Below are 25,082 nucleotides of genomic sequence, written 5' to 3'. Positions count from 1 at the left end.
CAATTCACTGGTTTTACGTGAGGAACATCACATAACCAATCAACAAAACGGCAGGGCAGAACATGAAAACAACGGGTGGGGGAGTCGCAGAAATGTGACAGAGATAGGGTTTACTTATTACGATGCATAAAAAAAGCGAGAGCAGTACGCCCTCGCCTTGCTGTTGCGTCAGATGCTGAGTCTGTTAGCGGTATTTTTTGTGATAAGTGTTGCGGGTCGTCACGAACTGCTCAGCCGCCGCCTTCGCCTCTTTCACTTTACCTTCGTTTGCCAGTTTCAGCGCACCGTCAATCTGGCCGACCAGGATATCAAAACCGTGGCGGTAATCTTTCATTTCTGCGCTGTCTGCCGCTTTGCTTTCCAGCTTCGCTGGCGTCGCTTTCTGCGCATCCAGAGCCGCTTCACGCATTTTGGTTAATGCATCTTTCATTTCAGACGCATTATCGGTTTTCTGCACCACTTTCAGATTGGTACCGAGGATGCCCATATCTTCTTCAAGATCGGCAGCAAACGCAGTTGAGCCAAGAACCAACGTTGAAGCCGCGACGATCGCCAACAGATGTTTACGCATTGCTCACTTCCTTTTTTATTATTAAAACGCCTTTACGGGTATTACTGACCGGCGATTTTCATTTCCGGCAGTAGCACTGAACCACACTGTATATTGCTACGTGTTTCAATATCGTTACCGACAGTAACAATATTGCGCCACATATCCTTCAGGTTGCCGGCGATGGTAATTTCGCTCACCGGATACTGAATTTCACCGTTTTCAACCCAGAAGCCTGCCGCACCGCGAGAGTAATCCCCGGTGATGCCGCTCACGCCCTGCCCCATCAGCTCGGTGACCACCAGACCTGTACCCATCTCTTTCAGCATCTGCTCAAAGTTCAGGCCCTGTCCAGCAATGCGCCAGTTGTGGATGCCGCCCGCGTGACCGGTGCTTTTCAGCCCCAGCTTGCGCGCAGAGTAGTTGGTCAGCAGCCACTGGGTCAGAACACCGTCTTTGATGATATCGCGGCGTTCAGTGCGCACACCTTCGCTGTCGAACGGCGTGGAGGCCAGTCCTTTCAGCAGATGCGGATGCTCTTCAATGGTCAGCCATTCCGGCAGGATCTGTTTGCCGAGTGAATCCAGCAGGAACGTGGACTTACGGTAAACCGAACCGCCCGCAATTGCCCCCACCAGGTGACCAAACAGACCGGTAGCCACTTCGTTGGCAAAAATAACCGGCGCTTTCATGGTGGAGAGTTTACGCGGAGACAGACGCGACAAAGTACGCTGCGCACACTCGGCACCGACCCACTCAGGAGACTGTAAATCACCGAGCGCGCGGCCAATGGTGTAGGCGTAATCACGCTCCATATCGCCGTTCTCTTCGGCAATGACGCAGCTTGAGAGCGAATGGCGGGTTGAGCAATAGCCCTGCAACATGCCGTGGCTGTTGCCGAAAACTTTGATGCCGTAGTGGCTGTTAAAGCTGCCGCCTTCGGTATTAGTGATGCGTTTATCTGCTTGCAGAGACGCCTGTTCTGCACGTGCAGCCAGTTCGATAGCCTCATCCGGGGTGACTTCCGCCGGGTGGAACAGGTCCAGATCCGGTGCGTCGAACGCCAGCAGCTCTTTATCAGCAACGCCTGCATAAGGATCGGGTGAGGTATAACGCGCAATGTCCAGCGCGGCCTGCACCGTACGGGCAATGGCATCCGGGCTGAGGTCGGTCGATGACGCGCTACCTTTGCGATTCTGGTGATAAACCGTGATCCCCAGTGCGCCATCGCTGTTAAATTCAACATTTTCCACTTCGCCATAGCGAGTACTTACGCTAATGCCGGTGGTTTTGCTTACCGCCACTTCGGCGCCATCTGATTTACCTGAAGCCAGCGCCAGCGCTGTGGAGACTGCTTCTTCCAGAATCTTACGCTGCGCTTCAACTTGTGAGGTTACTTTCATCGCAAATGCCATACTGTAAGAGAGAGTTAAGTGAAGTCTATCAGAGAACCGTTTTTCAGTGCGCGTCTTAACTGGTAACATTAGCCTCTTTTTTTAAGGAGCCTGACATGACTAAGCAGCCCGAAGACTGGCTCGACGACGTTCCCGGTGATGACATCGAAGACGAAGATGATGAGATCATCTGGGTCAGTAAAAGTGAAATTAAACGCGACGCCGAAGAGTTAAAACAGCTTGGCGCGGAAATGGTAGAACTGGGTAAAAACGCGCTGGATAAGATCCCGCTCGACCAGGATCTGCGCGATGCCATTGAACTGGCACAGAAAATCAAAAAAGAAGGCCGTCGCCGCCAGCTTCAGCTTATCGGTAAAATGTTGCGTCAGCGCGACGTTGATCCGATTCGCCAGGCTCTGGACAAGCTCAAGAACCGCCATAACCAGCAGGTTGCGTTTTTCCATAAGCTTGAGCAGATCCGCGACCGCCTGATTGAACAGGGCGATGACGCGGTACCGGAAGTCTTAAATCTGTGGCCAGACGCCGATCGCCAGCAACTGCGTTCTTTGATCCGCAATGCGAAGAAAGAGAAAGAAGGGAATAAGCCGCCGAAGTCTGCGCGCCTGATTTTCCAGTATCTGCGCGAGCTGTCTGAGAACGAAGAATAATCCCCTCCCCCCCAAAACGGAGAGAGAGGAAATACAGAAGAGTAGGCCCGGTAAGCGCTAGCGCCACCGGGCTTTTTTTTACACTGCGGCTTCAGCCTTTTTCGCCAGACCATCCAGCAGTTTCTGATGGATGCCGCCAAACCCGCCGTTGCTCATTACCAGAATGTGATCGCCAGGCTGGGCGGTTTTCACCACCATATCCGCCAGGGTATCCACATCTGCACTCCAGTGTGCGGGCTGCACGCAAGCTTCAGCAACTTCCGCCACCTGCCATGGAATATGCTGAGGTTGCAGCAGGAACACTTCATCCGCACGTCCTAAAGACGGCGCCAGATCGTCTTTACAGACGCCCATCTTCATGGTGTTTGAACGGGGTTCCAGCACAGCCAGGATACGTGCCGTTCCGCCGACTTTACCGCGCAGGGCAGCAAGCGTCGCCAGAATGGCGGTTGGGTGATGTGCAAAGTCGTCATACACCGTTACGCCGTGGGCTTCACCGCGCAGCTCCAGGCGACGACGGGCATTCACGAATGAACCCAGCGCATTGGCCGCGTCCACAGGCAGAACGCCCACATGACGTGCCGCAGCAATCGCCATCAGACCGTTGTGCATGTTGTGCTCGCCCACCAGGCCCCACTTCACCTCACCCACTTTTTCGCCATCGAGCAACACTTCCCACTCAGAGGCATCGGCATTGAGTTTTTTCGCCTGCCAGTGGCCTTGCTCGCCCACCAGCTCCTGCTCGCTCCAGCAGCCCATCGCCATCGTCTGTTTCAGGTTGACGTCGTTTTCCGGCAGGATGATACGACCCTGGCCCGGGACGATACGCACCAGATGGTGGAACTGTTTCTGGATAGCTTTCAGATCGTCAAAGATGTCCGCGTGATCGAACTCAAGGTTATTGAGGATCAGCGTGCGCGGGCAGTAGTGTACGAACTTGGAACGTTTATCGAAGAACGCACAGTCGTACTCATCGGCCTCAATCACAAAGAACGGGCTTTCACCCAGACGCGCAGAGACGTCGAAGTTGCCCGGCACGCCGCCGATCACAAAACCTGGCTTGTAACCACAGGCTTCGAGGATCCAGGTCGCCATCCCGGCAGTCGTGGTTTTACCGTGCGTACCGGCAACGGCCACAACCCAGCGATCGCGCAGAACGAAATCGTGCAGCCACTGCGGGCCAGACATGTATGGAATATTGCGTTCCAGCACCGCTTCAACACACGGATTGCCACGGGTCATGGCATTGCCAATGATGACCAGATCCGGCTGCGGGTCTAGCTGGCTGGCATCGTAACCCTGAATGAGGTCGATGCCCTGATTCTCCAGAAGCGTGCTCATCGGCGGATACACATTGGCGTCCGAACCTGTTACTTCATGGCCCAGCGAGCGTGCCAGCATTGCCAGCCCGCCCATGAAAGTGCCACAAATCCCCAATATATGAATGCGCATACGTCACTATCCCTCTTCAATGTGGAGCACATTTTACTCACATGTCAGCGGCTGTGAAATGCATTTCAGGAAAATCCGTATCCTGCTGGCGCGATTCACCTCTGCGCTAATATTTGAATGTTTGTTAAGATTGTTGGGCTTTAGTCGTTTTAGTGAACATACAATCGCTCTACTCACATAAGATGCAGGGAAAGTGTTATGAAAACGTTAGGTGAATTTATTGTCGAAAAGCAGCACGAGTTTTCTCATGCTACGGGTGAACTCACTGCTTTGCTGTCGGCGATAAAGCTTGGCGCTAAGATCATCCACCGTGATATCAACAAGGCCGGTCTGGTCGATATCCTGGGTGCCAGCGGTGCCGAAAACGTGCAGGGCGAGGTTCAGCAGAAACTTGACCTGTTCGCGAATGAAAAACTGAAAGCTGCACTGCGCGCGCGCGACATCGTTGCGGGTATCGCCTCTGAAGAAGAAGATGAAATTGTCGTTTTCGAAGGGTGTGAACACGCAAAATACGTTGTACTGATGGATCCGCTGGACGGCTCCTCTAACATCGACGTTAACGTTTCTGTCGGCACTATTTTCTCCATTTATCGCCGCGTCACGCCTGTTGGCACGCCGGTGACTGAAGAAGACTTCCTGCAACCGGGCAGCAACCAGGTTGCGGCGGGGTACGTTGTCTACGGTTCATCCACCATGCTGGTGTACACCACCGGCTGCGGTGTTCACGCCTTCACCTACGATCCGTCGCTGGGTGTGTTCTGCCTGAGCCAGGAGCGTATGCGCTTCCCGGAGAAAGGCAACACCTACTCCATTAACGAAGGCAACTACATCCGATTCCCGACTGGCGTGAAGAAGTACATCAAATTCTGCCAGGAAGAGGATCAGAACACCCAGCGCCCATATACCTCTCGTTATATCGGCTCACTGGTGGCGGACTTCCACCGCAACCTGCTGAAAGGCGGCATTTATCTTTACCCAAGCACCGCCAGCCACCCGGACGGGAAGCTGCGTCTGCTGTACGAATGCAACCCAATGGCGTTCCTGGCCGAACAGGCCGGCGGCAAAGCGAGCGATGGTAAAGAGCGTATTCTGGATATCGTGCCAGAAAGCCTGCACCAGCGCCGTTCGTTCTTCGTCGGCAACAACCACATGGTGGAAGACGTAGAACGCTTCATCCGCGAATTCCCGGACGCGTAACACCTCTCTCCAGGGGAGCCAGTCAGGCTCCCCTTCTCATTTATATATTTTACCGTATAAATGAATATAAAAATGACGCTTTAATATTCAGCGCTGCTCCTGCATTATTTCCATAACAGTTTGACAAATATTCCCTGGAGCATAATTAAGATGAAAAACTTTTCTCGTGCCAATACCGGCATTGATTTAAATCTTATTCCTGTTTTTATTGAAATTGTTCGTTGTGGCAGCATGGCGAAAGCGTCTATACGTCTTGATATGTCTCGCCCGGCGGTGAGCCTGGCATTGAAGCGTTTTAATCAACTCTTTAATGAGCCATTATTTTTCCGTAAAGGTTTATATCTGGAACCCACCGAAAAAGCATTAGCCTTAACCAGCTCACTGGAAATATTAATGGCTGATATTCACGATAATATTGCTGCAATAAATGTATCAAATAAAACCCTGGCACAGAATGCACCAGGGCAGGATATTATTATGCCGCAGGCTGAGTCGTCAGTTTGAATGATGACATCGCTTCCATCAGTTCGCGCGACTGCTCTTCCAGCGAGCGCGTCGCCGCGGATGATTGCTGTACCAGCGCCGCATTTTGCTGCGCGGTTTCGTCCATCTGATTCACCGCGATATTAACCTGCTCAATGCCACGGCTCTGCTCCAGGGAGGCATTAGCAATCTCGCGCATCAGTTTGGTCATGCGTAGCACTTCTGTTGCGATCTCATCCATGGTTTCGCCTGCCTGCTGCGCCAGTTCGCTTCCCTCGTGCACATGCGTCTGCGAATCGCTGATAAGCGTGCGGATCTCTTTTGCTGCGTCAGCACTGCGGCTGGCGAGGTTGCGTACTTCACCGGCCACTACCGCAAAGCCACGTCCCTGTTCGCCAGCGCGTGCCGCTTCAACGGAAGCGTTCAGCGCCAGGATATTGGTCTGGAACGCAATGCCATCGATCACACTCAGAATATCCGCAATTCGGGCTGAACTGCCTGAGATATCGCGCATTTTCTCAATCACATAGCAGACCATTTCGCTGCCATGATCGGCGGTATCAGACACCGACTTCGCCATCTGATGCGCCTGTTCGGCGTTATCGGCGTTTTGTTTCACCGTGGCGGTGATCTCTTCCATACTGGCGGCCGTCTGCTCAAGCGACGTTGCGGTAGATTCGGTGCGCTGGGCAAGGTTCATGTTACCCGCCGTTAACTCGCGGCTGCCGGTGTCAATTTGCGAGCTGGCGTCACGCACGCGCAGAACCGAGCCCATCAGCGACTGGCGCATCTCTTCAATGGCGGCGTTAAGGCGGTTAAATTCCTGGCTCGCGGATGCATTCAGGTTGTGCGTTAAATCGCCCGATGCCACGTTTTCAAGCTGGGCAATAGAGTCTGAGAGCGGCTTGAGCAGCATATGGCGCAGTGCCAGCCATGCCAGCACAATAATGCCCGCCGTCAGCAGCGCCGCGACGATAATCAGGACCAGCACCCGGTTTTTGCTCGACTGCACAGTGCTGACTTCCGCCTTACCGCGCGCTTCGCTCCATACCTGGAACGCCCGCATGTCGTTATCAAACTGCTTCGCCACCGGGATGAGCTTGTTCTCCAGCAGATCATAATAGCTGTCGGCGCTTTGTTCGTTCAGGGCTTTCAGCATCGGGGTGAGCCCCTGCTGGTTATAGGCGTCAAGGCTGGCTGCGACCTTATCCAGAAGCTGCTGCCCCTGTTTATCCGCCACGCCGCCGTCAATCACGCCTTTCAGCGTTTTTTGCGCCTGGGCGACTTCCTGGTTAATGGTTTTCACCGATTTCGCCGCATCGTCCAGCATCCCGATCTCCATCATGCGGACGGCCTGACCGGCTTCGTTGCGCGCACGTAAAATCAGCGTATAGCCAGAATTAAGCTGCACCATCTGCTCACCCTGAAGGTGGTTGATGCGCTGGAGAGATGTCGAACTCTGTGTGAGGGCATAAATGCCAATACCGCTGACAATCAGCAGTAGAAGGGTCATAACGGCCAGTAACGAAAGCAAGCCGGTACGAATCGATAGCGTTTTAAGCATGATGTTATTTCCGGTAGCGAGATATTTCTGGGCATAAAAAAAGAGTATCGGCCGCTACCGGAAAATGTTTAGACTTTAAGCAAATTCAGTGTGTTATCACTTTGTTGCTGATGGACTCACTCGGGTAACAGGCGAGCTCTGGCGGTTTTCCCACAGCACCGTCAGGCCGCGCTGGAGCGCAATAAAGATGAACAACAGAATACCGATGGCGATTTTCGTCCACCAGGAGCTGAGTGTGCCGTCGAAGTTAATATACGTCTGAATGAGTCCCTGAATTGCCACACCAAACAGCGTGCCGAGCACCGTTCCGACGCCCCCGCTAAGCAGCGTGCCGCCAATCACCACCGACGCGATCGCATCCAGTTCCACCCCGACGCCCGCCAGCGCGTAGCCCGCCTGGGTATAAATCGAGAACACAATGCCCGCAAGTGTGGCAAGCCCGGTAGAGAGCATATAAATGCGAACTGTGGTGCTGCGGGTCGAGATCCCCATCAGGTTTGCCGAGGTCGCGCTGCCGCCAATAGCGTACACCTGATTCCCAAACCGGGTGCGGTGGGCCAGGAAGATACCTATCACCACCACGCCGAGCATCAGCAAGCCCATCGCGCTCAGACGCCCCCCGCCGGGGATTTTCCACGCCAGGCTTGAGAGCGTGTCATACACCGGGTGGTTAATCGGAATCGACTCTTCCGAAACCAGATAACTCACGCCGCGCAGGAAAAACATCCCCGCGAGGGTAATGATAAACGCCGGGATTTTCAGCGCGTCGATAAGCAGCCCCATAAAGGCGCCAAACGCACAACCCATCACCAGCACCAGCGGGAAGGCCAGCAGCGGTGAAATGCCCCAGAAGCCGATCGCTTTCGCCAGGAAGACCCCGGTAAAGGCGATCACTGAGCCCACAGAGAGGTCGATCCCGCCGGAGAGGATCACAAAGGTCATTCCCACGGCGATAATGCCTAAAAAGGCGTTATCCGTCAGAATGTTGCAAATCACGCGCGTAGAGGCGAAGCCAGGAAACTGCGTCAGACAGTAGAGGTAGCCCAGCACGAATACGCCCAGCGTGATCATTAATGGCAAATTACGTTTTATCATGACCGCGGATCCCCTTAATGAGACTGATAAAGCGCGGTGACTGAACGACGAGCACACAGAGCACCACCACCGCTTTAACCACCTGATTCAGCTCCGGCTGGAAGCCCGACAGCAAAATGCCGGTATTCATCCCCTGAATAATAAGCGCACCAATCACCGACAGCAGCAGGTTAAAGCGCCCGCCCATCAGCGAGCCGCCACCAATCACCACGGCCAGAATGGCATCCAGCTCCAGCCACAGCCCGGCGTTGTTGGCATCTGCCCCACGGATATCCGCTGTGACAATCACCCCCGCAATGGCGGCACACACGCCGCTCAGCACATAGGTCAACATCACCATCAGCCGGGTGTCCACCCCGGCATTTCTCGCCGCGCGAATGTTAATCCCCACTGCTTCAATAAACATACCGAGCGCTGTTTTACGGGTGAAAAGCCAGAACACGATTAATGTCACCAGCGCAATGATGACCGGCGTCGGGAAGAACAGCAGCTTGCCGCTGCCGATCCACGCCAGGCTCGGCGAATCGAAGGTCACTATCTGCCCGGAGGTGATAAGCTGCGCCACGCCACGCCCGGCGACCATTAAAATCAGGGTGGCAACAAATGGCTGGATTTTGAGTATCGCCACCAGAATGCCGTTCCACAGCCCGGCGAGGACGCCAGTGCCTAAGGCGGCAAGCAGCACCACGGGCAGGCTGTGCCCGGCGACGGTCATGGAGGCGGCCGTGGCACCGGCAATCGCCATCACCGCGCCGACGGAAAGATCTATCCCACCCGTGGCAATGACCAGCGTCATACCAATCGCCAGCAGCGCCACCGGTGCGGCGCGGTTCAAAATATCAATCGGGCTGCCAAACAGGCGGCCATCCTGAACGATAATCTGGAAGAAGTGCGGAGCGACCAGGCTATCAACCACCAGCACTAGCAACAACGCGATGATTTGCGGCGTGCCAGTTGGCCAGTTGAAGCGGCGCTTCGACTCCCCGGTTTGCGAAAGAGAACGAGGCATCACGGTTAACTCCTTATGCCGCAATGGCATTCATGATCGCCGGAACAGACAGTTTATCCAGCGGGATCTCTGCCACCTGCTTGCGATCGCGCATGATGATGACGCGATCGGCATACCCCACCAGTTCCTCCAGTTCAGATGAAATAACCAACAGCGCTAGTCCGTCTGCACAGAGGGTTTCGATAAGCCGGATAATTTCGGCGTGCGCCCCCACGTCAATACCGCGTGTCGGCTCATCGAGGATCAAGAACTGGGGTTTGGTCAGTAGCCAGCGCGAAAGCAGCACCTTCTGCTGGTTCCCCCCGGAAAGAAATTCAATGGGCTGTTCCGCGCTCGGGGTACGGATACCCAACTGGCGGATAAAACGTTCGGCAATGGCATTCTGTTCCTTACGCGGGATCGGGCGTAACCACCCACGCTGCGCCTGCAACGCCAGAATGATGTTTTCCCGCACCGATGCCGCAGCAATAATTCCGTCCGTTTTCCGGTCTTCCGGGCAGAACCCTACGCCCAGGCAGGATGCCTGATGCGGCGATCGCAACGTCTGTGGTTTGCCTTTGATAAGCGCAGTACCGCTGTCGGCCGGTTTGATCCCGAAGATCACTTCGGCGGTTTCTGTACGCCCGGATCCTAACAACCCCGCCAGCCCGACAATTTCACCGGGGCGAACCTCAAGATTGAAAGGCGAAATCGTGCCTTTTTTGCCGAAATCACTGAAAGCGGCGACCGGCTTATCACTCAGCAACGTGCGCCCGGCACGCTGTAGCGCGTGCGTGTCCAGCTCGCGCCCGAGCATCATTTTGACCAGCTCAATCTGCGGGAGCTCGCGGGTTTCGCGGCAGCCAACAAAACTGCCGTTGCGCAGCACCGTAATGCGATCGCTCACCTCATACACCTGATCGAGGAAGTGGGTCACGAAGATCAGGCTCACCCCCTGATCGCGCAACTGGCGCATCAGAGTAAAGAGCATTTCAACTTCCTGGGTGTCGAGACTGGCGGTGGGTTCATCGAGGATCAACACTTTCGCCGAGAGATCAATTGCCCGACAGATAGCCACAATTTGCTGCATCGCCACGGAAAAGCGGTTCAGCGGTTCACGCACATCGAGGGAGAAGCCGTAAGACTCCATCAGCTTTGTCGCCCGCGCTTCCATCTCCTTGCGGCGCAACAGACCAAAGCGTTTTGGCTCACGACCAATAAACAGGTTGTCTGCCACCGACATATTCGGCAGCAGGTTCACTTCCTGATAGACCGTCCCGATCCCCAGCTGTTGGGCATGAGCGGTGTTTTTTGGCGAAATGGCATTGCCTTCCAGCCAGATGGTGCCGCGATCGGCATGGTATACACCGGTCAGGGCTTTGATCAGCGTCGATTTTCCTGCGCCGTTTTCCCCCAGTAACGCCATTATCTCGCCGCGACGCAGGCTGAAGTCGACGTTATCCAGCGCTTTTACGCCGGGGAAGAATTTGCTTAATCCTTCTGTGCGGAGGATTTCCTGGTGTTGTTCAGTGGTCATGGTTCCCCCTGCATCAAGCCGGATGACGCTACGCTTACCCGGCCTACAAAAGAGCGTATCGTAGGCCGGGCAAGCGCAGCGCCACCCGGCAATTTCATTGGATCAGTAGCCCATATTTTTCTTCTTCTCTAACTCTTCTTTCGCGGTGTCAGGCAGGTAGAGAGTAGATTTGGTGATGGTCAGCTTCTCAGGCATGGTGCCGTCTTTCTTGAATTTCTCCAGCGCGTCAAACGCCGGGCCAGCCATGTTTGGCGTCAGCTCAACACTGGCGTTGGCCTCGCCGTCCATCATCGCTTTGTAGATATCAGGTACGCCGTCGATAGAGCCGGTGAGGATATCTTTGCCCGGTTTCAGGCCCGCTTCTTTAATGGCCTGGATGGCACCGATCACCATGTCATCGTTATGGGCGTAAACCATGCAGATGTTCTTGCCGTTGTTTTCAGCCTTGATAAAGCTTTCCATAACTTCTTTCCCCTTGCTGCGGGTAAAGTCGCCGGACTGAGAACGGATAATCTTGATGTTTGGCGCTTTGGCGATGGCTTCAGCAAAACCTTTCTTACGGTCGATTGCCACGCTCGCACCCACTGTGCCTTGCAGTTCAACCACGTTACATGGCTTGCCATCTACCTGTTTAACCAGCCAGTCACCGATCAGCTGACCTTCAAGAATGTTGTTGGCGGTAACGGTAGTCATATAGAGAGATTTGTCTTTTACATCAATGGAACGGTCGAGCAGGAAGACCGGAATATTCGCGTCTTTCGCTTCTTTCAGAACCGGCTCCCAACCCGTTGCAACTACAGGGGCAATGAAGATGGCGTCAACGCCCTGCGCAATAAAAGAACGAACGGCTTTGATCTGGTTTTCTTGCTTTTGCTGACCATCGGCGATTTTCAGCGTGATACCGCGTTTCTGGGCCTCACTTTTCGCAACGTTGGTTTCTGCCGCACGCCAGCCAGATTCAGAGCCGACTTGCGAAAATCCTACGGTTAAGGGTGCAGCCATCGCCATAGACGACATGGCTGCCGAAACTGCTGTGACCAGGAGTAAGCGCTTCCACATATGAACGTCCTCGTAGGGTGAGTTATTGTTGGTTAAAAGATGTTCTGCGGAATGACTATAGCCCATGAAATATGTAACGAATTGCGTTACATCACACTTCAGAAAAGTGAATAAAACGTTAATCACAAGTTTGTAATCGCTTTCATTTCGTCATGAAAAATGCGGCTGAGTTTATGGATTTTTCTGTCATGGAAGAGGTCTGAAAATGGCAAACAACGGCGGGAGATGGCGAAAACAAGCGAAGACATTCAGCGCCAGTTGGCTATAATACTCGCCACTTGTTTACCATACATTTTAAAGGATACAGACATGAGCTTACTCAACGTCCCTGCGGGTAAAGAACTGCCAGAAGACATCTACGTTGTTATCGAAATCCCGGCTAACGCAGATCCTATCAAATACGAAGTGGACAAAGAGAGCGGCGCACTGTTCGTTGACCGTTTCATGTCTACCGCAATGTTCTACCCATGCAACTACGGTTACATCAACCACACCCTGTCTCTGGACGGTGACCCGGTTGACGTGCTGGTCCCAACGCCATACCCACTGGAGCCAGGCTCAGTCATCCGCTGTCGTCCAGTTGGCGTGCTGAAAATGACCGACGAATCTGGTGAAGATGCGAAACTGGTTGCAGTACCGCACACCAAACTGAGCAAAGAGTACGATCACATTAAAGATGTGAACGACCTGCCAGAACTGCTGAAAGCGCAGATCACTCACTTCTTCGAGCACTACAAAGACCTCGAAAAAGGCAAGTGGGTTAAAGTTGACGGCTGGGACAACGCAGAAGCGGCAAAAGCTGAAATCATCGCCTCTTTCGAACGCGCTGCTAAGAAGTAATTCTTATCGCTGATGCTAAGCCCCGCAATGTCGGGGCTTTTTTGTGCCTGTCTCTCGGAGGTTAACTCACGACCGCCTGTAGCCGGAGCAGCGCATCCTCAACGGTTTCATCCGACGCCACGCCAATTCGCGTTGCCTGGCGTGCGCCTAAATCCATCATACGGACCTGGTTCACCAGAATAACACCCTGAATATCCCCTTCTTCGCTCAACAGTGGCACGCTAAAACCGGCGTAACGGGCAAAATTCCCACCCTGTGTCACAGGTGCAACAAGCGTCATACCCAGTTGGTTAAAGACGCTAACGGAAAGCACCAGGGCTGGTCTGCCAGCGCCCTTTTGTTCATGCCCGCTGGCAGGATCGAAACCAACCAGAACAATGTCGCCTCGTTCAAAACAAGGCCGCTTTACCATACTTCATCGCCCGCCGGTTTAGATGAGCCCCAGACCTCCTGCTCGCTGATTTCAGGTGCAGACATATCGCACTGAGCCAGCAACGCTTCAAGAGAATACTGTTTACTCACAGGTGTGAGCACTAACTGATTATTCGTCACATGAGCCTCCATACTCTGACCCGGTTTCAGGCCGAGCTCTTTCATTACCACACCAGGAATGACCATACCGGCACTGTTTCCCCATTTCTTAATGGTTATACGCATCGACACCTCCAGAGTTATACATAGTATAACTCATGCAGTGTGATGTTGTTGTACACCTCGACACATGCAAATGCGAGCGGGATATGGGCACGATGAACAAATCAGGAAAAAGGCTCGAAGGAAAAAGTCATGAAGGGAGAAATTGCATACCAGACTGCGAGCAACTGCACAAAAAACAACGCCACCTTACGGTGGCGTTGTTGTTTATCAGTACTGGTCTCTGTCTAACCAGTTACCGCTTTCAATCCGCGTTAACCCTTCGACCGAACGCTGGTACACATACATCCATGCACTCCCGTATGGCGTCTGGATCAACTGGCGAGCGTACTCACCGCCCCTGGTGCGCAAGGCATCCAGTTCGGCAAGCGTGGCATTATCAATACGATAAACCTCACCCTGTACCGTTCCTTCACCAGGAACCGCGCCTGGATAGTGGCCCAGGCTGTACAGCTGGTAGTTCTCAATATTGTAATTACCCATCAACTGGGCGTTCGTCATCCAGTGACTGTTGCCCTGCTTAGTTCGTAAACTACCGTAGACAAATATTCGCATTGCTAGAACTCAAACTGATAGAGCAAATCCAGTGCCTGATCTACGCCGGACACTGCTTCCAGATATAGCTTTGGCATCAGACGATAGCGTAACGTGAGTGTAGCGAGTGAGTCAAAGATCCCGACACCATATTTTACCTGTAGACCCGGCAGTACATAGCCGCTGACCACCACCTGCGAAGAGTCACCAACGCCCTGGGTGTCCAGTGCCAGATTGCTTACGCCGAACGTCTCGCCGATTTTACCCACAACCTGCCCACTTTGTGCAACCCCCAGGCCCACTAACATTGACGTCATTGCTGCACTATCGCTTTGGCCGCTTTCCAGGCCCTGCCCGCGCAGCAGATAAGAGAGCGCTTCTTGCTGCGACATTGCCGGGTCCGAGAAGATTTCCGCTTTTGGCTCATCGGCCGTACCCGTTACGCGCACGCCAGCAATCACGTCGTTTTCGGTGGCTTCCGGGTTACGAATGGCTTCGATATTCAGAAGCGGCTGATCAGGTGGCCCCGAGAACAACAGCTCACCTTTACGCACAATCAGATCCTGGCCATAAGCATGGAAACGCCCGTCAGGAATGTTGATTTGCCCGTTCAGGCCAAGCCCTTGCTTATCCTGGGCCACTTTCAGGTCGCCCGTCAGCCTCGCTTTCAGACCAAACGCTTCGAGGCGCACGTTGTTCCCGACGTGAACAATAAGATTACTGTTGATCGGGATGCCAGCGCTCTTCTGTTCCACCGGTTTCAGATTTTTATCGAGCATCACTTCATCACTGGATACCCCAACCGCGCTTTCCGGCACGTCGTGAACCACGATACGCGCCCACGGCACGTCCACGCGGCCATCCAGAGTAAAGAGGCTCGGCGTGGCTTCAAACACTACATCCGGCGACACATCCAGACGTACCATCGGCGGTACAGTAATGCGCACTTTGCTGCCTTTTGCCGCAATGCGTGCACGCCAGTTATCAAGCTGGCTCCAGTCTGCATCACCGCTCAGGTTGATTTGCCCTTGTTGAGTGCGAACCACCCCGGCAAGCGTGGAGCTCATGCCGTTAAAGTTCATCGCAATCTGGCTCGGCTGCATATCAAACGGCATAAAGTTACCGTCGATATCCACACCGTTCAGCTGCATCTGCCCGAACAGTTGCGGGCTTTGCGCCGTCCCCGCCAGCCGCAGATTGGCATTCAGCATCCCCGTGGCTTTTTCACCGCGCGAGAAAATAGCGTTCGCCATTGCCAGGTTGAAGTTGCGGATATTGACGTTACCGCCCAGATTACGCCGCCCTTGCGGATCGGTTATCTGCACTTGCCCGTCGAACTGGCCGTTGTTGGTCAGGCGGATAAGCCACCCCAGCTCAGCACGGTTGTTATGCAGATCGGCGCTCAGGTTAAGGGTGTCGAATGCTACCGGCAGCGGCGCATCATTCACCTCCTGCGTCACCTTCACGTTGCGCCCGGACAGGGTCACACTTCCCTGCGGCAACCCCTCTTTGGTGGTGTCCCACGCCACATCCGCTTTGCCGCTAAAGACACCGCTCGCCTGGGTGGTGTCGGGCATAAAGGGTTTCAGCATCGCCAGATCAAACCGGTTAAGGTTTATTTGCGCGCGCCCTTCCGCGCCTGCATCAATGGTCTGTGGCACACAGAGTTCAGCATTCGGGTTGATCCAGCAGTGCGGTCCAATACTGATTTTTTGTTCGGTATTGCGGTAATCCAGCGCGATGGAGCGTGACAACGCCAGAGGGCCAACCGGCGTGTTGAAACGGGTGTTATCAAGCGTTCCCTTCCAGCGTTCTTCCTTGCGGTCGAAACTGCCCGTCAGGTGCAGTTGCCCGGAAACCGGCTCACCCTGCACGTTCAGCTGGAGGTCATGCTGTTTCTCGTTGCCTTTCGCGGCCAGCGTCACCAGATTGATGTTCACATCCGGCTGGGTAATACGCTCGACGCGCAGGTTCAGGTTCCCGCCAATCTGGTCGGTGGATTTTACATCCCCTTCCACACGTACCCGGGCAATGGTTAGTTCCTGCCAGCGCAGGGCGTTCGCGGTGATATCGGCCAGCAGCTGCGGTGCATCCACCGTGCCGCGAACCTTAACAAGACCTTTCGCCGTACCGCCAAGACCCGGCAGGGCGTTATCCAGATTCGGCGCATCGATGGTGGCATCCAGATTGAGATCTTTAACGCCAAGTTCACCTTTGATGTCCGCCGTATTACGCCCCAGCGCCACATGCAACCCCGGGATCACCCATTGCAGATAGCTGTTGCCCTTCACCGAACCGTCAACGTTAACCTTGTTTTGCTTCACATTGCCGGTGAGTTTGATTTCCGGCACGTCCATCTGCCAGCTGCCGCCATAAAGGCTGCCACGCGTTTTGATTAAGCCATCCAGTTTTGACGGCCAGTCCGGCACTTCTTTGGCCGTATTGATGCCCGTCAGCTTGAGTTCACCGCGCCAGCTGATCGCCTGCTGCCAGTCGAGTAGCGCCGTCAGCTCTGTTTTCCCTTCCAGCGCCGCGACGGTCAGCTTGTCGAGATTAACCTGCCGTTCGTTACCCTTTGCATCCAGCGTAATGCCGGCTGGCGGTACACCTTGCCCCTTCACATCGGTGCGGAACGACAGCGTGTAATCGGTCATTTTGCCGCTGAGCTTGAGCTTCAGATCATCGGCCTGGAACTGTTTTTCGCCGGTAAACGGCCAGTAAAGCTGCTGGCTGACAATCTCCAGATTCAGCGGTAAACCCGCTTCTGCCAGCTGTGTTTGCCCGCGCAGAACCATATCCACCGGGCCAGACAGGTTAACGCCAAACTCCAGTTTCTCGCGTAGCGCCCCACCTATTTTCAGCTTCACCTTCTCGCCTTTGAGCGGATCAATGTTCAGCGCGCTGTTAAGCGTGATATCCACCGGCCAGTTGTCGCGCAGCAGCGCATTCCCGCTTGCATTTACCGATCCCTGATTCGTGTCGATATCCATCGTATCGAGCTTCATAGTGCCGTCGATACTGCTGACTTTAAGCAACATGTTGTAGACCGTCAGGTCGGTGTCACCCGTCAGACGCAGCTGTGCGCCTTTGAACTCTTCAATATTGAGGTTCAACGGCAAGTGCACGTCGGTCATTTCCGGCAGCACAGGTTTTGCGAAGAGCGCGGTCAGCGTTTCACCAAGCGGTTTCTCTTCCGGCTGCGGGTTCTGGATCTTCGGTTCAACTATCTCTTCCTGCGCCACTTTTGCCACTTTCGGCAGGGCAATCAGCAGCCCTTGCAGTGAGGTTGGCGTCAGGGTGAGATTTTTTTCCTGCCAGCGCAGGCCAGAAGTGAAGTCCATCACCGACACGGTGGTGTCGTCGATTTTGATATTGACGTTATTCAGCGCCACCCGGTAGAGCGCAATGGGATACGGCGTGGAGAGATTAAGCGGGCCGGTGTCCTGTTCTTCTACAGGCGCAGACTTCGGCATTTTTTTCGAATCTATCGCCACGTTCACATCTTTTAGCGACAGATCGTTCACGCACAGTTTGCTGTCGCGTAAACAACCGAGCTTGACCGCCAGATGGAATTCGCCCGCGTTAACCGCGACGCCGGGCTGTTGATAGCGAATATTCTTCAGATGCAGATCGCGCCAGCCGCCCGTCACCTGGCCAATCTCCAGCCCCGGGACCCAGCGGTTAGCGGCGTTAAACAGCAGATGCAGGCCGGTGGTGGTCCCCACCAGGAACGCAACCGTACCGAGCAACAGCACGATAAAAATCAGCACCCCGAGGCTTATCTTCTTCCATAAACTCATAATTCAGGCCCCAGACCGATGTAAAACTGTAAACCGTGTTCGTCTTTGTCACCCACAGGCACGGCAAAATCGAGCTTGATAGGCCCAACGGGAGACTGCCAGCGCACGCCCACGCCCGCGCCGGTTTTGAAATCGCTGCGGCGAATATCACTCACGGCTTCACCGCTATCCACAAACATGGCACCCCACCATTTTCCGCTGACGTTGTACTGGTATTCCAGCGAGCCCGTCGCCAGCTTGGACGCACCAATCAGCTTGCCGCTGTCATCTTTTGGCGCGATGGATTTGTACTTATACCCACGAATACTGCGATCGCCACCGGCGAAGAAACGCAGGTCGGGCGGGACTTTGTCGAAGTCGCCGGTTTCAATCCAGCCAAGATTACCGCGCATCACGAAGCGGTGTTTGTCGTACAGGGTGCGGATCCAGACGTTTTGCGCCTGAACCACTGTGAAGTCGACGTCAGAGCCCCACAGCGTATTGGAGTAATCGATGGAGTAACGCTGGGAATCGCCCCAGTCAGGCATCAGGCCACCACGGGAACGGGTACGGCTTATCATCACGCCGGGATAAAGCAGCATGGTGGTGTTCGTCACATTCGCCTGGGTAAAGTGGTCGAGGCTCCAGCGCAGGTTAATGGCGCGCTGCCAGCCGCTCGAAAGATCCCAGAAGCGCGACAGCGCAAGCGTGGTGGAATCTGATTCGGTATCGTTCAGGTCGGTTCGCTTAAAACCGCCCTGCACCAGGTAGTACTGCTCCAGCGGGTTTTTCAGCAGCGGCATTTTATAGCTGAAATCCAGCTGTTGCTCTGGCGAAGAGATACTGGCGCTGGTCGTCAGGCTGTGGCCGTAGGAGTTCATCCACGGTTTTTTCCATGTGGCTTTCACGCGCGGGCCCACGTCCGTCGAATAGCCTAACCCCGTCTCAATGGTGTTCTCGGTGCGCGGCGACACAACGCCATGCAGCGGCAACACCTTGGTCTTGCGGGATTTATCAAACTCAGGGGCGACAACAACCGAGTTAAACCATCCGGTCGCCGACAGACGACGGTTTAACTCCGCCAGATCCCTCGACTGATAGTAATCACCCTTCTTAAACGGGATCAGGTTTTGCAGATACTCTTCGCGGATTTGCGAGCCTTCAAAGGTCACATCGCCGAAGCGGTAGCGTTCGCCGCTGTCAAAGTCGATATCCCAGAAAGCCTGGCGTCTTTCCAGCGAGATCCCCAGCTGGCTTTTATTGAACTGGCTGTCGAAATAGCCCTTGCGCAGCGAAACCGAGGTGAGTTCTTTTTTGAAATGGTCGTAATCGCTATGATCCAGCACCGTACCGATTTTCGGACGCGTGCCGAGCAGATCCAGATAATCCCTGTCGGTACGCGCTCCGCCGCGCAGTACCACATCCGTGCCGCCAATCAGTACCGGCTCGCCCGGCGATACGCGGGCGATCAATACCTGCCGGCCTTTGGCCGGTGGCGGACGTAAATCGAAATCGATGGTCGGCTCGTAATAGCCGAGCGCTTTTAATCCTTCGCGGATCGCGTCATCAACACGTGCGCGAAAACGCCGGTCCGGCGTCACTTCGTCTCCCTGAATCGTAGACAACTGTGCACGCACGTTCTTTTCCAGCGCCCCGGACAACCCCTCAACCTGCAAACGGACATTCGCCGCGCTGGCGACTCCGCTTGTCAGCAATACACTGACCAAACATAACTGGCGGATCTTTGGCACGTTCTCTCCTGAATATCCTTGTTTCCACCCTGGAAGCAAATGAAGTGCCGCTCCGCGGCTCCATACGGCTTTACAGCCCAAAACCCAATTCTCGGGTTGAAAAAGGGTTAAACACCCAAATATTTCTTATGATTAAATCTAGACTCATTCAGCGTATTTATTGTGTTCAATTAAACGCTTCATGACAACCTTAACCGAAACATCGCTGCCCGGGAGGCCCAACCGTGAGTTTATTCGACAAAAAGCATCTTGTTTCTCAATCAGATGCATTACCGGGACGGAACACCCCAATGCCTGTAGCGACTTTACACGCCGTAAACGATCATTCAATGACTCACGTCCCGGAAGGCATGGAAATCGCCCTGTTCGCCATGGGCTGCTTCTGGGGTGTGGAACGCTTGTTCTGGCAACTGCCTGGTGTTTACAGTACCGCAGCCGGTTATACCGGCGGTTACACACCGAACCCAACCTACCGCGAAGTGTGCTCAGGCGAAACCGGACACGCCGAAGCGGTTCGTGTGGTCTATGACCCGGCCGTTATTAGCTACGAGCAACTGCTCCAGGTGTTCTGGGAAAACCATGATCCGGCCCAGGGGATGCGTCAGGGCAATGACCACGGCACTCAGTACCGTTCTGCCATCTACCCGCTGACCCCTGAGCAGGATACCGCCGCGCACGCCAGCCTGGAACGCTTCCAGAGTGCCATGCGTGATGCCGGGGATGACCGCCAGGTCACGACGGAAATCGCTTCCGCAAAACCGTTCTACTATGCCGAAGACGATCACCAGCAGTACCTGCATAAAAATCCGTATGGCTACTGCGGCATTGGTGGCATCGGCGTGTGCCTGCCGCCACAGCTGGCCTGATCACTTGTATAGCGCCACGCGAGCCGCGTGGCGCGTTGCATTACTTACCGAGCCGTAATCCACCACCTTCCCCTGCAACAGCAGGTTATACACCGGTGCCTGCGGTCTGTTCAGCCGCGTTTGCAGCAAATGTACTGCCTCAATGCCAAGATCGCGACAGGGCACGGTGATCCCTGTGACCGGTTTTTCCAGTCGATTTGCTAAATTCCAGGCAAAATCGGTGGTGATGATGGAGATATCCTCAGGAACACGCAGCCCGTGTCGTCGCAGCGCCCTGAACACCCCTTCCGTCATGCTGGTGCTGTTAGGGAAAATAACCTCGGGCCACTGCTGCCTGTCGTGGCTTAACAGCCACTCATCAAGGGCACGCTCGGCTTCATCAGCGGTAAACCACTCCGTCACCAGCAAATCCCGCTGAGGCTCAAAAGCGACATGAAAATGCCGGTACGCCTCTTTAATGCCATCCAGGCGCGCATAGAGCGTCTCCCGCCGCAGGCAGGTGAGCGTAAGCACCCGGCGATGCCCCTGCTCAAAGAGGTAACGCATCGTGGTAAAACCAATGGCGCGATGATCGGGCGAAACAGAATCGAGAACGTTATCCCTGTCGACTGAATTGATTAATACACAGGGCTTATTGAGGGTGCTGGCAAGCTTAAATATGGTGGCATCGTCCGTGCCGATAATAATGATCGCATTGATGTTCTTATGGCTGGCTTTTTCGAGGAATAATTTTACATCGGCATGTTGTTCTTCTAATCCACTGTAAGTGATCCACACATTATGCGGGGCGCTGGCTTCTGCGATACCTTTGGTCACTTCCAGATAAAAAATGTCACCACGTCCCTGAAAGGTTCTTTCAGGCGCAAATACCGCAATGCCATTAATCAGCAGCCGCCCACTCGCCATGGACTCAAGCACACCCAATTCCCGCGCGGTCCGTACAATGGCATCCCGGGCCTTGTCGCTGGTATAGGATTTGCCGCTTAAGACCCTGGACACCGTGCTGACGGAATAGCCTGTCAGGGACGCGATCTCCTCCATTTTTAACCTGCCCGGCATAGTGTGACCTCGCTCTCAATCAGTTTTTGCAAATATTTGCAGAAACAGCTTGTTGATTTTAAAACCAAATTTCAAAAGCGTTGGGGTTTACTTAAACACCTTGCGAGTATTCTCACAAAATAACGTTGTCGCCGCGGTTCGCCTTTCCTATTTTCCGGTCATCACTCTTTTCGACTGAAATTAAGGTGCGACATGGAGAAGGTACGTTTTGGCATTATTGGTATAGGTAATATCGGTACGGTTCACGCGCGCTATTTACTGGCCGGGACCGTTAAAGACGCGTGTCTGACGGCTGTTTGCGACAATGCGGCGGAAAAACATCCTGCTATCCGCCAGCTGATGGGTGATGGCGTCCCACTGTTCAGTGACGCACAAGAGATGCTCCAGAGTGGCCTTATCGACGCCGTGATTGTGGCGACACCGCACTACGATCACCCTCGCCTGTCCATCCTGGCCATGCGTAACGGCATCCACACATTGTGTGAGAAACCGGCGGGTGTGTATACCGCGCAGGTGCAGGAGATGAACGACTGCGCACGTGAGTGTGAGGTGGTGTTCGGCATCATGTATAACCAGCGCCCCAACCCGCTCTATCAGAAAGTGAAAGATCTCATCGACAGCGGCGAGCTGGGCGAGATCCGCCGCTCCAACTGGATTATCACCAACTGGTATCGCTCTCAGAGCTATTACAACTCTGGCGGCTGGCGCGCCACCTGGAAAGGCGAAGGCGGTGGCGTCCTGCTCAATCAGGACCCGCATCAGCTCGACCTCTGGCAGTGGCTGGCGGGAATGCCGGTGCGCCTGCGGGCGTTTTGCCAGTTTGGCAAACATCGTGACATCGAGGTTGAAGATGAGGTGACCGCCTATGCGGAATACGCCAATGGCGCGACCGGCGTCTTCATCACCACCGTGGCGGAAACGCCTGGCACCAACCGCCTGGAAATCACCGGCGATCGCGGCAAAGTGGTGGTTGAGGACGGCACACTGCGCTACTGGCGACTGCGCGAATCAGAAACCGCATTTAATGCCCGCTGGCAGAACGGCTTTGGTGAGCCTGAATGCTGGGAAGTCACACTCCCGGTTGCGCCTGAGTGCAGCGAGCATCATGTCATCACCGCCAACTTCTGTGCGGCCGTCCTGCGCGGCGAGCCGCTGATTGCCCCGGGTCTTGAAGGTATTCGCGGGCTGACGCTCTCCAACGCCATGCACCTCTCCACCTGGACTGATGACTGGGTCGATCTGCCGCTGAACGAAAAACAGTATCTGCGTTTGCTTCAGCAGCGCATCACCACCTCGGTAGAAAAAGAGAACGTCAGCCGAACGCTGGACGCATCAGGAAGCTGGTAACACCGGAGAAAAAACGATGTTAAATGTCGCCATCGTGGGAACAGGGAATATCTCGCATAACCATATTCAGGGCTATTTGCAGTTTGGTCAGCGCTGCCGGATTGTCGCGCTGGTGGATATCTACCCGGAAAAAGCACAAGAGAAAAAAACACGCTACGGCCTGACGGATACCCGCGTGTACGAAAGCCACGAGCAGATGCTGGCGTGCGAGCCCCATCTCGATATCGTCGATGTCTGTACGCCACCTTACGTTCATGCGCAAATCAGTATTGATGCGCTCAATGCCGGTTGCCACGTGCTGTGCGAAAAGCCGATGGCTGCGTCGCTTGAAGAGTGCGATGCAATGATCGCCGCCCAGCAAGCGAGCGGTAAAACCCTCTCTGTGATTGCGCAAAACCGTTTTACCGATGCCTTCTGGCGCTTAAAGGCGGCGATTGATTCTGGCCTCGCGGGTAAGATTTGCCACGCGCAGGTGGACTCCTTCTGGTGGCGTGGACACTGCTACTACGACCTGTGGTGGCGCGGTACATGGGAAAAAGAGGGCGGGGGCTGTACGCTCAACCACGCAGTACATCACATCGACGCTATTCAGTGGATGCTCGGCTTCCCATCGGACGTGGTGGCGATGATGACCAACGTGGCACATGACAACGCCGAAGTGGAAGACCTGAGTGCCGCTATCTTCAAATACCCCAACGGCGCGCTTACCCAGCTTACCGCTTCGGTAGTGCATCACGGTGAGGATCAGAAAATCATCATCCAGGGGGAAAAAGCCCGCATCTCTGCACCCTGGCAGGCCATAGCCAGCGTGAGTGCTGATAACGGCTTCCCCCAGGATACCCCTGACACGCAGCGCGAAGCACAGCTCAACGCCGTTTTTCAGGACACTCCGCCGCTCAGGTGGACGCTGCACACCGGGCAGATCCACGACCTGCTCCAGAGCATCGAAAAAGGTGCTGCCCCGCTCGTCGATGGCCAGCAGGGTAAGCGCTCGCTGGAGCTGATTACCGCAATTTATAAATCCGCGATCACCCGGGCAGTGGTGTCACTGCCCATTCACCAGGATGACCCGTTTTACCGTACTGGCGGGACAAACACCCTCGCCCCCCGTTTTTATGAAAAATCCGCAAGCGTTGCCAACTTCAACGAAGTAGGCGCGATCCCTCTGGGCAAAGATCTGGATCGAGGAATCTGAACATGAACAAGAATGACGGAATGAACTACGCACCGGTTGGCAAACCTCAACCTGTTGTCCGGCATGGCGAATTCGTCTTTGCCGCCGCCGCGCTCGACCATGGCCATATTTACGGGATGTGCAACGGGCTTATTGAAGCAGGTGCAACGCTGAAATGGGTTTACGACCCGGACCCAGCGAAAGTGGATAAATTTGTGCAGCAGTACCCGCAGGTTCAGGTCGCGGACTCGCTGGAGGTGATCCTTGCCGATAGTACAGTGCATCTTGTCGCAGGTGCCGCCATCCCCTCTGAGCGCTGCGCGCTGGGGCTGAAAACGATGGCCGCAGGTAAGGACTATTTCACCGACAAAGCGCCACTCACCACCCTTGAACAACTGGCCGATGCCAAAGCAATGGTCGGGAAGACCGGCAAGAAATACGCGGTTTACTACAGCGAGCGTCTGCACGTTGAAAGCGCGGTGTTTGCCGGGCAGTTGGTGCAACAGGGTGCGATTGGCCGCGTTATCCACACGCTCGGCACCGGCCCGCACCGGGAAGGACAAGGCAGACCCGACTGGTTTTACGATCGTCGTTACTTCGGCGGAATTCTGTGTGACATCGGTAGCCACCAGATTGAACAATTCCTGTTTTACACCGGAAACCACAATGCAACCGTGATCGCCAGCCAGGCACGTAACACCAGCCATCCGCAGTATCCCGCGTTTGAAGATTTCGGCGACGCGATGCTCAAAGGGGAAAACGGGGCCAGTGGCTACTTCCGCTGCGACTGGTTCACGCCAGATGGGCTTTCCACCTGGGGTGATGGCCGCCTCACGCTGCTGGGCACCGAGGGCTACATTGAGATCCGCAAGTATGTCGATTTAACCCACGGCGAGCAGGATGTGGTGTACCTCGTCAATAAAGAGGGCGAGTTCCGCTATCCGGTGGCAGGCCTGGTCGGCTTCCCGTTCTTTGGTGAGCTGATCCTCGACTGCCTGCATCGCACTGAAAACGCCATGAGCCAGGCCCACGCCTTTAAAGCGGCCGAGCTGTGCGTGAAGGCGCAAATGCTGGCTAACGCGGCGGGATAA

General features: G+C 54.7%; 22 protein-coding genes. 8 read left to right on the top strand and 14 right to left on the bottom strand.

Going from position 1 to position 25,082, the window contains the following annotated elements; all coding sequences use genetic code 11:
- Positions 1-184: 184 nt before the first annotated feature.
- Both cybC and pmbA read right to left on the bottom strand, forming a co-directional pair.
- On the bottom strand, positions 185-571 hold the full coding sequence (gene cybC / locus ACT9TW_RS07630; protein WP_182059377.1) for a cytochrome b562: 387 nt from the start codon (positions 569-571) through the stop codon (positions 185-187).
- A gap of 41 nt (positions 572-612) precedes the next feature.
- Positions 613-1,965: a metalloprotease PmbA gene (pmbA, locus tag ACT9TW_RS07625; protein WP_182059376.1), complete on the bottom strand. Its 1,353-nt coding sequence runs from the start codon at positions 1,963-1,965 to the stop codon at positions 613-615.
- A 95-nt stretch (positions 1,966-2,060) separates the two neighbouring features.
- Between pmbA and yjgA the strand changes: the two genes are divergently transcribed.
- Positions 2,061-2,612, top strand: a complete 552-nt coding sequence (yjgA, locus tag ACT9TW_RS07620; RefSeq protein ID WP_023334300.1) for a ribosome biogenesis factor YjgA — start codon at positions 2,061-2,063, stop codon at positions 2,610-2,612.
- A 78-nt stretch (positions 2,613-2,690) separates the two neighbouring features.
- Here yjgA and mpl read toward each other — a convergent pair whose 3' ends face one another.
- On the bottom strand, positions 2,691-4,064 hold the full coding sequence (gene mpl / locus ACT9TW_RS07615; protein ID WP_446492016.1) for a UDP-N-acetylmuramate:L-alanyl-gamma-D-glutamyl-meso-diaminopimelate ligase: 1,374 nt from the start codon (positions 4,062-4,064) through the stop codon (positions 2,691-2,693).
- A 198-nt stretch (positions 4,065-4,262) separates the two neighbouring features.
- Here mpl and fbp point away from each other — a divergent pair, with 198 nt between their 5' ends.
- Both fbp and ACT9TW_RS07605 read left to right on the top strand, forming a co-directional pair.
- Positions 4,263-5,261, top strand: a complete 999-nt coding sequence (gene fbp / locus ACT9TW_RS07610) for a class 1 fructose-bisphosphatase (protein WP_182063427.1) — start codon at positions 4,263-4,265, stop codon at positions 5,259-5,261.
- A 150-nt stretch (positions 5,262-5,411) separates the two neighbouring features.
- Entirely contained in the window at positions 5,412-5,765 is a 354-nt protein-coding gene (locus ACT9TW_RS07605) for a helix-turn-helix domain-containing protein (protein WP_446492015.1), read from the top strand.
- On the opposite strand, the gene ACT9TW_RS07600 is transcribed toward ACT9TW_RS07605, so the two are convergent.
- The 5 genes from ACT9TW_RS07600 to ytfQ form a co-directional block, all read right to left on the bottom strand.
- A complete protein-coding gene (locus ACT9TW_RS07600; protein ID WP_446492014.1) occupies positions 5,737-7,308 on the bottom strand; it encodes a methyl-accepting chemotaxis protein in 1,572 nt (523 codons plus the stop codon). The genes ACT9TW_RS07605 and ACT9TW_RS07600 overlap by 29 nt on opposite strands.
- A gap of 96 nt (positions 7,309-7,404) precedes the next feature.
- A complete protein-coding gene (gene yjfF, locus ACT9TW_RS07595; protein WP_182063424.1) occupies positions 7,405-8,403 on the bottom strand; it encodes a galactofuranose ABC transporter, permease protein YjfF in 999 nt (332 codons plus the stop codon).
- Positions 8,390-9,415: a galactofuranose ABC transporter, ATP-binding protein YtfT gene (gene ytfT, locus ACT9TW_RS07590; RefSeq protein ID WP_446492013.1), complete on the bottom strand. Its 1,026-nt coding sequence runs from the start codon at positions 9,413-9,415 to the stop codon at positions 8,390-8,392. The genes yjfF and ytfT overlap by 14 nt, the downstream gene beginning before the upstream one ends.
- 10 nt (positions 9,416-9,425) lie before the next feature.
- On the bottom strand, positions 9,426-10,928 hold the full coding sequence (ytfR, locus tag ACT9TW_RS07585; RefSeq protein ID WP_259834176.1) for a galactofuranose ABC transporter, ATP-binding protein YtfR: 1,503 nt from the start codon (positions 10,926-10,928) through the stop codon (positions 9,426-9,428).
- Positions 10,929-11,030: 102 nt separating this feature from the next.
- Complete coding sequence (gene ytfQ, locus ACT9TW_RS07580) at positions 11,031-11,987, bottom strand: galactofuranose ABC transporter substrate-binding protein YtfQ (RefSeq protein WP_182063421.1); 957 nt, start codon at positions 11,985-11,987, stop codon at positions 11,031-11,033.
- A 309-nt stretch (positions 11,988-12,296) separates the two neighbouring features.
- On the opposite strand from ytfQ, the gene ppa reads away from it, so the two are divergent.
- The gene (ppa, locus tag ACT9TW_RS07575) at positions 12,297-12,827 is read left to right on the top strand and encodes an inorganic diphosphatase (RefSeq protein ID WP_010427397.1); all 531 of its coding nucleotides are present in this window, start codon (positions 12,297-12,299) and stop codon (positions 12,825-12,827) included.
- A 61-nt stretch (positions 12,828-12,888) separates the two neighbouring features.
- On the opposite strand, the gene ACT9TW_RS07570 is transcribed toward ppa, so the two are convergent.
- From ACT9TW_RS07570 to tamA, 5 genes are all read right to left on the bottom strand, one after another.
- The gene (locus tag ACT9TW_RS07570) at positions 12,889-13,239 is read right to left on the bottom strand and encodes a type II toxin-antitoxin system ChpB family toxin (protein WP_446492012.1); all 351 of its coding nucleotides are present in this window, start codon (positions 13,237-13,239) and stop codon (positions 12,889-12,891) included.
- Positions 13,233-13,484 carry an AbrB/MazE/SpoVT family DNA-binding domain-containing protein gene (locus ACT9TW_RS07565; protein WP_182063419.1) on the bottom strand — a complete coding sequence of 84 codons (252 nt, stop codon included), beginning with the start codon at positions 13,482-13,484 and terminating at the stop codon, positions 13,233-13,235. The genes ACT9TW_RS07570 and ACT9TW_RS07565 overlap by 7 nt, the downstream gene beginning before the upstream one ends.
- 207 nt (positions 13,485-13,691) lie before the next feature.
- The gene (locus tag ACT9TW_RS07560) at positions 13,692-14,036 is read right to left on the bottom strand and encodes a gamma-glutamylcyclotransferase family protein (protein ID WP_119935791.1); all 345 of its coding nucleotides are present in this window, start codon (positions 14,034-14,036) and stop codon (positions 13,692-13,694) included.
- Between the two features lie 2 nt (positions 14,037-14,038).
- Positions 14,039-17,815, bottom strand: a complete 3,777-nt coding sequence (gene tamB / locus ACT9TW_RS07555) for an autotransporter assembly complex protein TamB (protein WP_446492011.1) — start codon at positions 17,813-17,815, stop codon at positions 14,039-14,041.
- Positions 17,812-19,545 carry an autotransporter assembly complex protein TamA gene (gene tamA / locus ACT9TW_RS07550; RefSeq protein WP_446492010.1) on the bottom strand — a complete coding sequence of 578 codons (1,734 nt, stop codon included), beginning with the start codon at positions 19,543-19,545 and terminating at the stop codon, positions 17,812-17,814. Before tamA ends, tamB begins: the two co-directional genes overlap by 4 nt.
- A gap of 224 nt (positions 19,546-19,769) precedes the next feature.
- On the opposite strand from tamA, the gene msrA reads away from it, so the two are divergent.
- Positions 19,770-20,411, top strand: a complete 642-nt coding sequence (gene msrA, locus ACT9TW_RS07545) for a peptide-methionine (S)-S-oxide reductase MsrA (RefSeq protein ID WP_315687679.1) — start codon at positions 19,770-19,772, stop codon at positions 20,409-20,411.
- On the opposite strand, the gene ACT9TW_RS07540 is transcribed toward msrA, so the two are convergent.
- Positions 20,412-21,470, bottom strand: coding sequence for a LacI family DNA-binding transcriptional regulator (locus tag ACT9TW_RS07540; RefSeq protein WP_315687678.1), 1,059 nt, complete (start codon positions 21,468-21,470; stop codon positions 20,412-20,414). It abuts the gene before it with no gap.
- Positions 21,471-21,662: 192 nt separating this feature from the next.
- Here ACT9TW_RS07540 and ACT9TW_RS07535 point away from each other — a divergent pair, with 192 nt between their 5' ends.
- The 3 genes from ACT9TW_RS07535 to ACT9TW_RS07525 are packed head-to-tail and all read left to right on the top strand — an operon-like array spanning position 21,663 to position 25,082.
- Positions 21,663-22,817 carry a Gfo/Idh/MocA family protein gene (locus ACT9TW_RS07535; protein WP_446492009.1) on the top strand — a complete coding sequence of 385 codons (1,155 nt, stop codon included), beginning with the start codon at positions 21,663-21,665 and terminating at the stop codon, positions 22,815-22,817.
- Positions 22,818-22,833: 16 nt separating this feature from the next.
- Positions 22,834-24,012 carry a Gfo/Idh/MocA family protein gene (locus ACT9TW_RS07530; RefSeq protein WP_446492008.1) on the top strand — a complete coding sequence of 393 codons (1,179 nt, stop codon included), beginning with the start codon at positions 22,834-22,836 and terminating at the stop codon, positions 24,010-24,012.
- 2 nt (positions 24,013-24,014) lie between these two features.
- A complete protein-coding gene (locus ACT9TW_RS07525; protein ID WP_446492007.1) occupies positions 24,015-25,082 on the top strand; it encodes a Gfo/Idh/MocA family protein in 1,068 nt (355 codons plus the stop codon).

This window comes from Enterobacter sp. C4G1 (assembly GCF_052886895.1).
Note: the sequence above shows the minus strand (reverse complement) of the source record. Positions and strands in the feature narration are given on the sequence as shown.

Bases quoted from the DNA above. Each gene is read 5' to 3' on its own strand.
- ACT9TW_RS07560 (WP_119935791.1), bottom strand. From the start codon at position 14,036: ATGCGAATATTTGTCTACGGTAGTTTACGAACTAAGCAGGGCAACAGT.
- ACT9TW_RS07605 (WP_446492015.1), top strand. From the start codon at position 5,412: ATGAAAAACTTTTCTCGTGCCAATACCGGCATTGATTTAAATCTTATT.
- ppa (WP_010427397.1), top strand. From the start codon at position 12,297: ATGAGCTTACTCAACGTCCCTGCGGGTAAAGAACTGCCAGAAGACATC.
- tamB (WP_446492011.1), bottom strand. From the start codon at position 17,815: ATGAGTTTATGGAAGAAGATAAGCCTCGGGGTGCTGATTTTTATCGTG.
- ACT9TW_RS07570 (WP_446492012.1), bottom strand. From the start codon at position 13,239: ATGGTAAAGCGGCCTTGTTTTGAACGAGGCGACATTGTTCTGGTTGGT.
- cybC (WP_182059377.1), bottom strand. From the start codon at position 571: ATGCGTAAACATCTGTTGGCGATCGTCGCGGCTTCAACGTTGGTTCTT.
- ACT9TW_RS07565 (WP_182063419.1), bottom strand. From the start codon at position 13,484: ATGCGTATAACCATTAAGAAATGGGGAAACAGTGCCGGTATGGTCATT.
- ytfR (WP_259834176.1), bottom strand. From the start codon at position 10,928: ATGACCACTGAACAACACCAGGAAATCCTCCGCACAGAAGGATTAAGC.
- fbp (WP_182063427.1), top strand. From the start codon at position 4,263: ATGAAAACGTTAGGTGAATTTATTGTCGAAAAGCAGCACGAGTTTTCT.
- ytfQ (WP_182063421.1), bottom strand. From the start codon at position 11,987: ATGTGGAAGCGCTTACTCCTGGTCACAGCAGTTTCGGCAGCCATGTCG.
- ACT9TW_RS07540 (WP_315687678.1), bottom strand. From the start codon at position 21,470: ATGCCGGGCAGGTTAAAAATGGAGGAGATCGCGTCCCTGACAGGCTAT.
- yjgA (WP_023334300.1), top strand. From the start codon at position 2,061: ATGACTAAGCAGCCCGAAGACTGGCTCGACGACGTTCCCGGTGATGAC.
- ACT9TW_RS07535 (WP_446492009.1), top strand. From the start codon at position 21,663: ATGGAGAAGGTACGTTTTGGCATTATTGGTATAGGTAATATCGGTACG.
- ACT9TW_RS07530 (WP_446492008.1), top strand. From the start codon at position 22,834: ATGTTAAATGTCGCCATCGTGGGAACAGGGAATATCTCGCATAACCAT.
- mpl (WP_446492016.1), bottom strand. From the start codon at position 4,064: ATGCGCATTCATATATTGGGGATTTGTGGCACTTTCATGGGCGGGCTG.
- ACT9TW_RS07600 (WP_446492014.1), bottom strand. From the start codon at position 7,308: ATGCTTAAAACGCTATCGATTCGTACCGGCTTGCTTTCGTTACTGGCC.
- ACT9TW_RS07525 (WP_446492007.1), top strand. From the start codon at position 24,015: ATGAACAAGAATGACGGAATGAACTACGCACCGGTTGGCAAACCTCAA.
- yjfF (WP_182063424.1), bottom strand. From the start codon at position 8,403: ATGATAAAACGTAATTTGCCATTAATGATCACGCTGGGCGTATTCGTG.
- pmbA (WP_182059376.1), bottom strand. From the start codon at position 1,965: ATGGCATTTGCGATGAAAGTAACCTCACAAGTTGAAGCGCAGCGTAAG.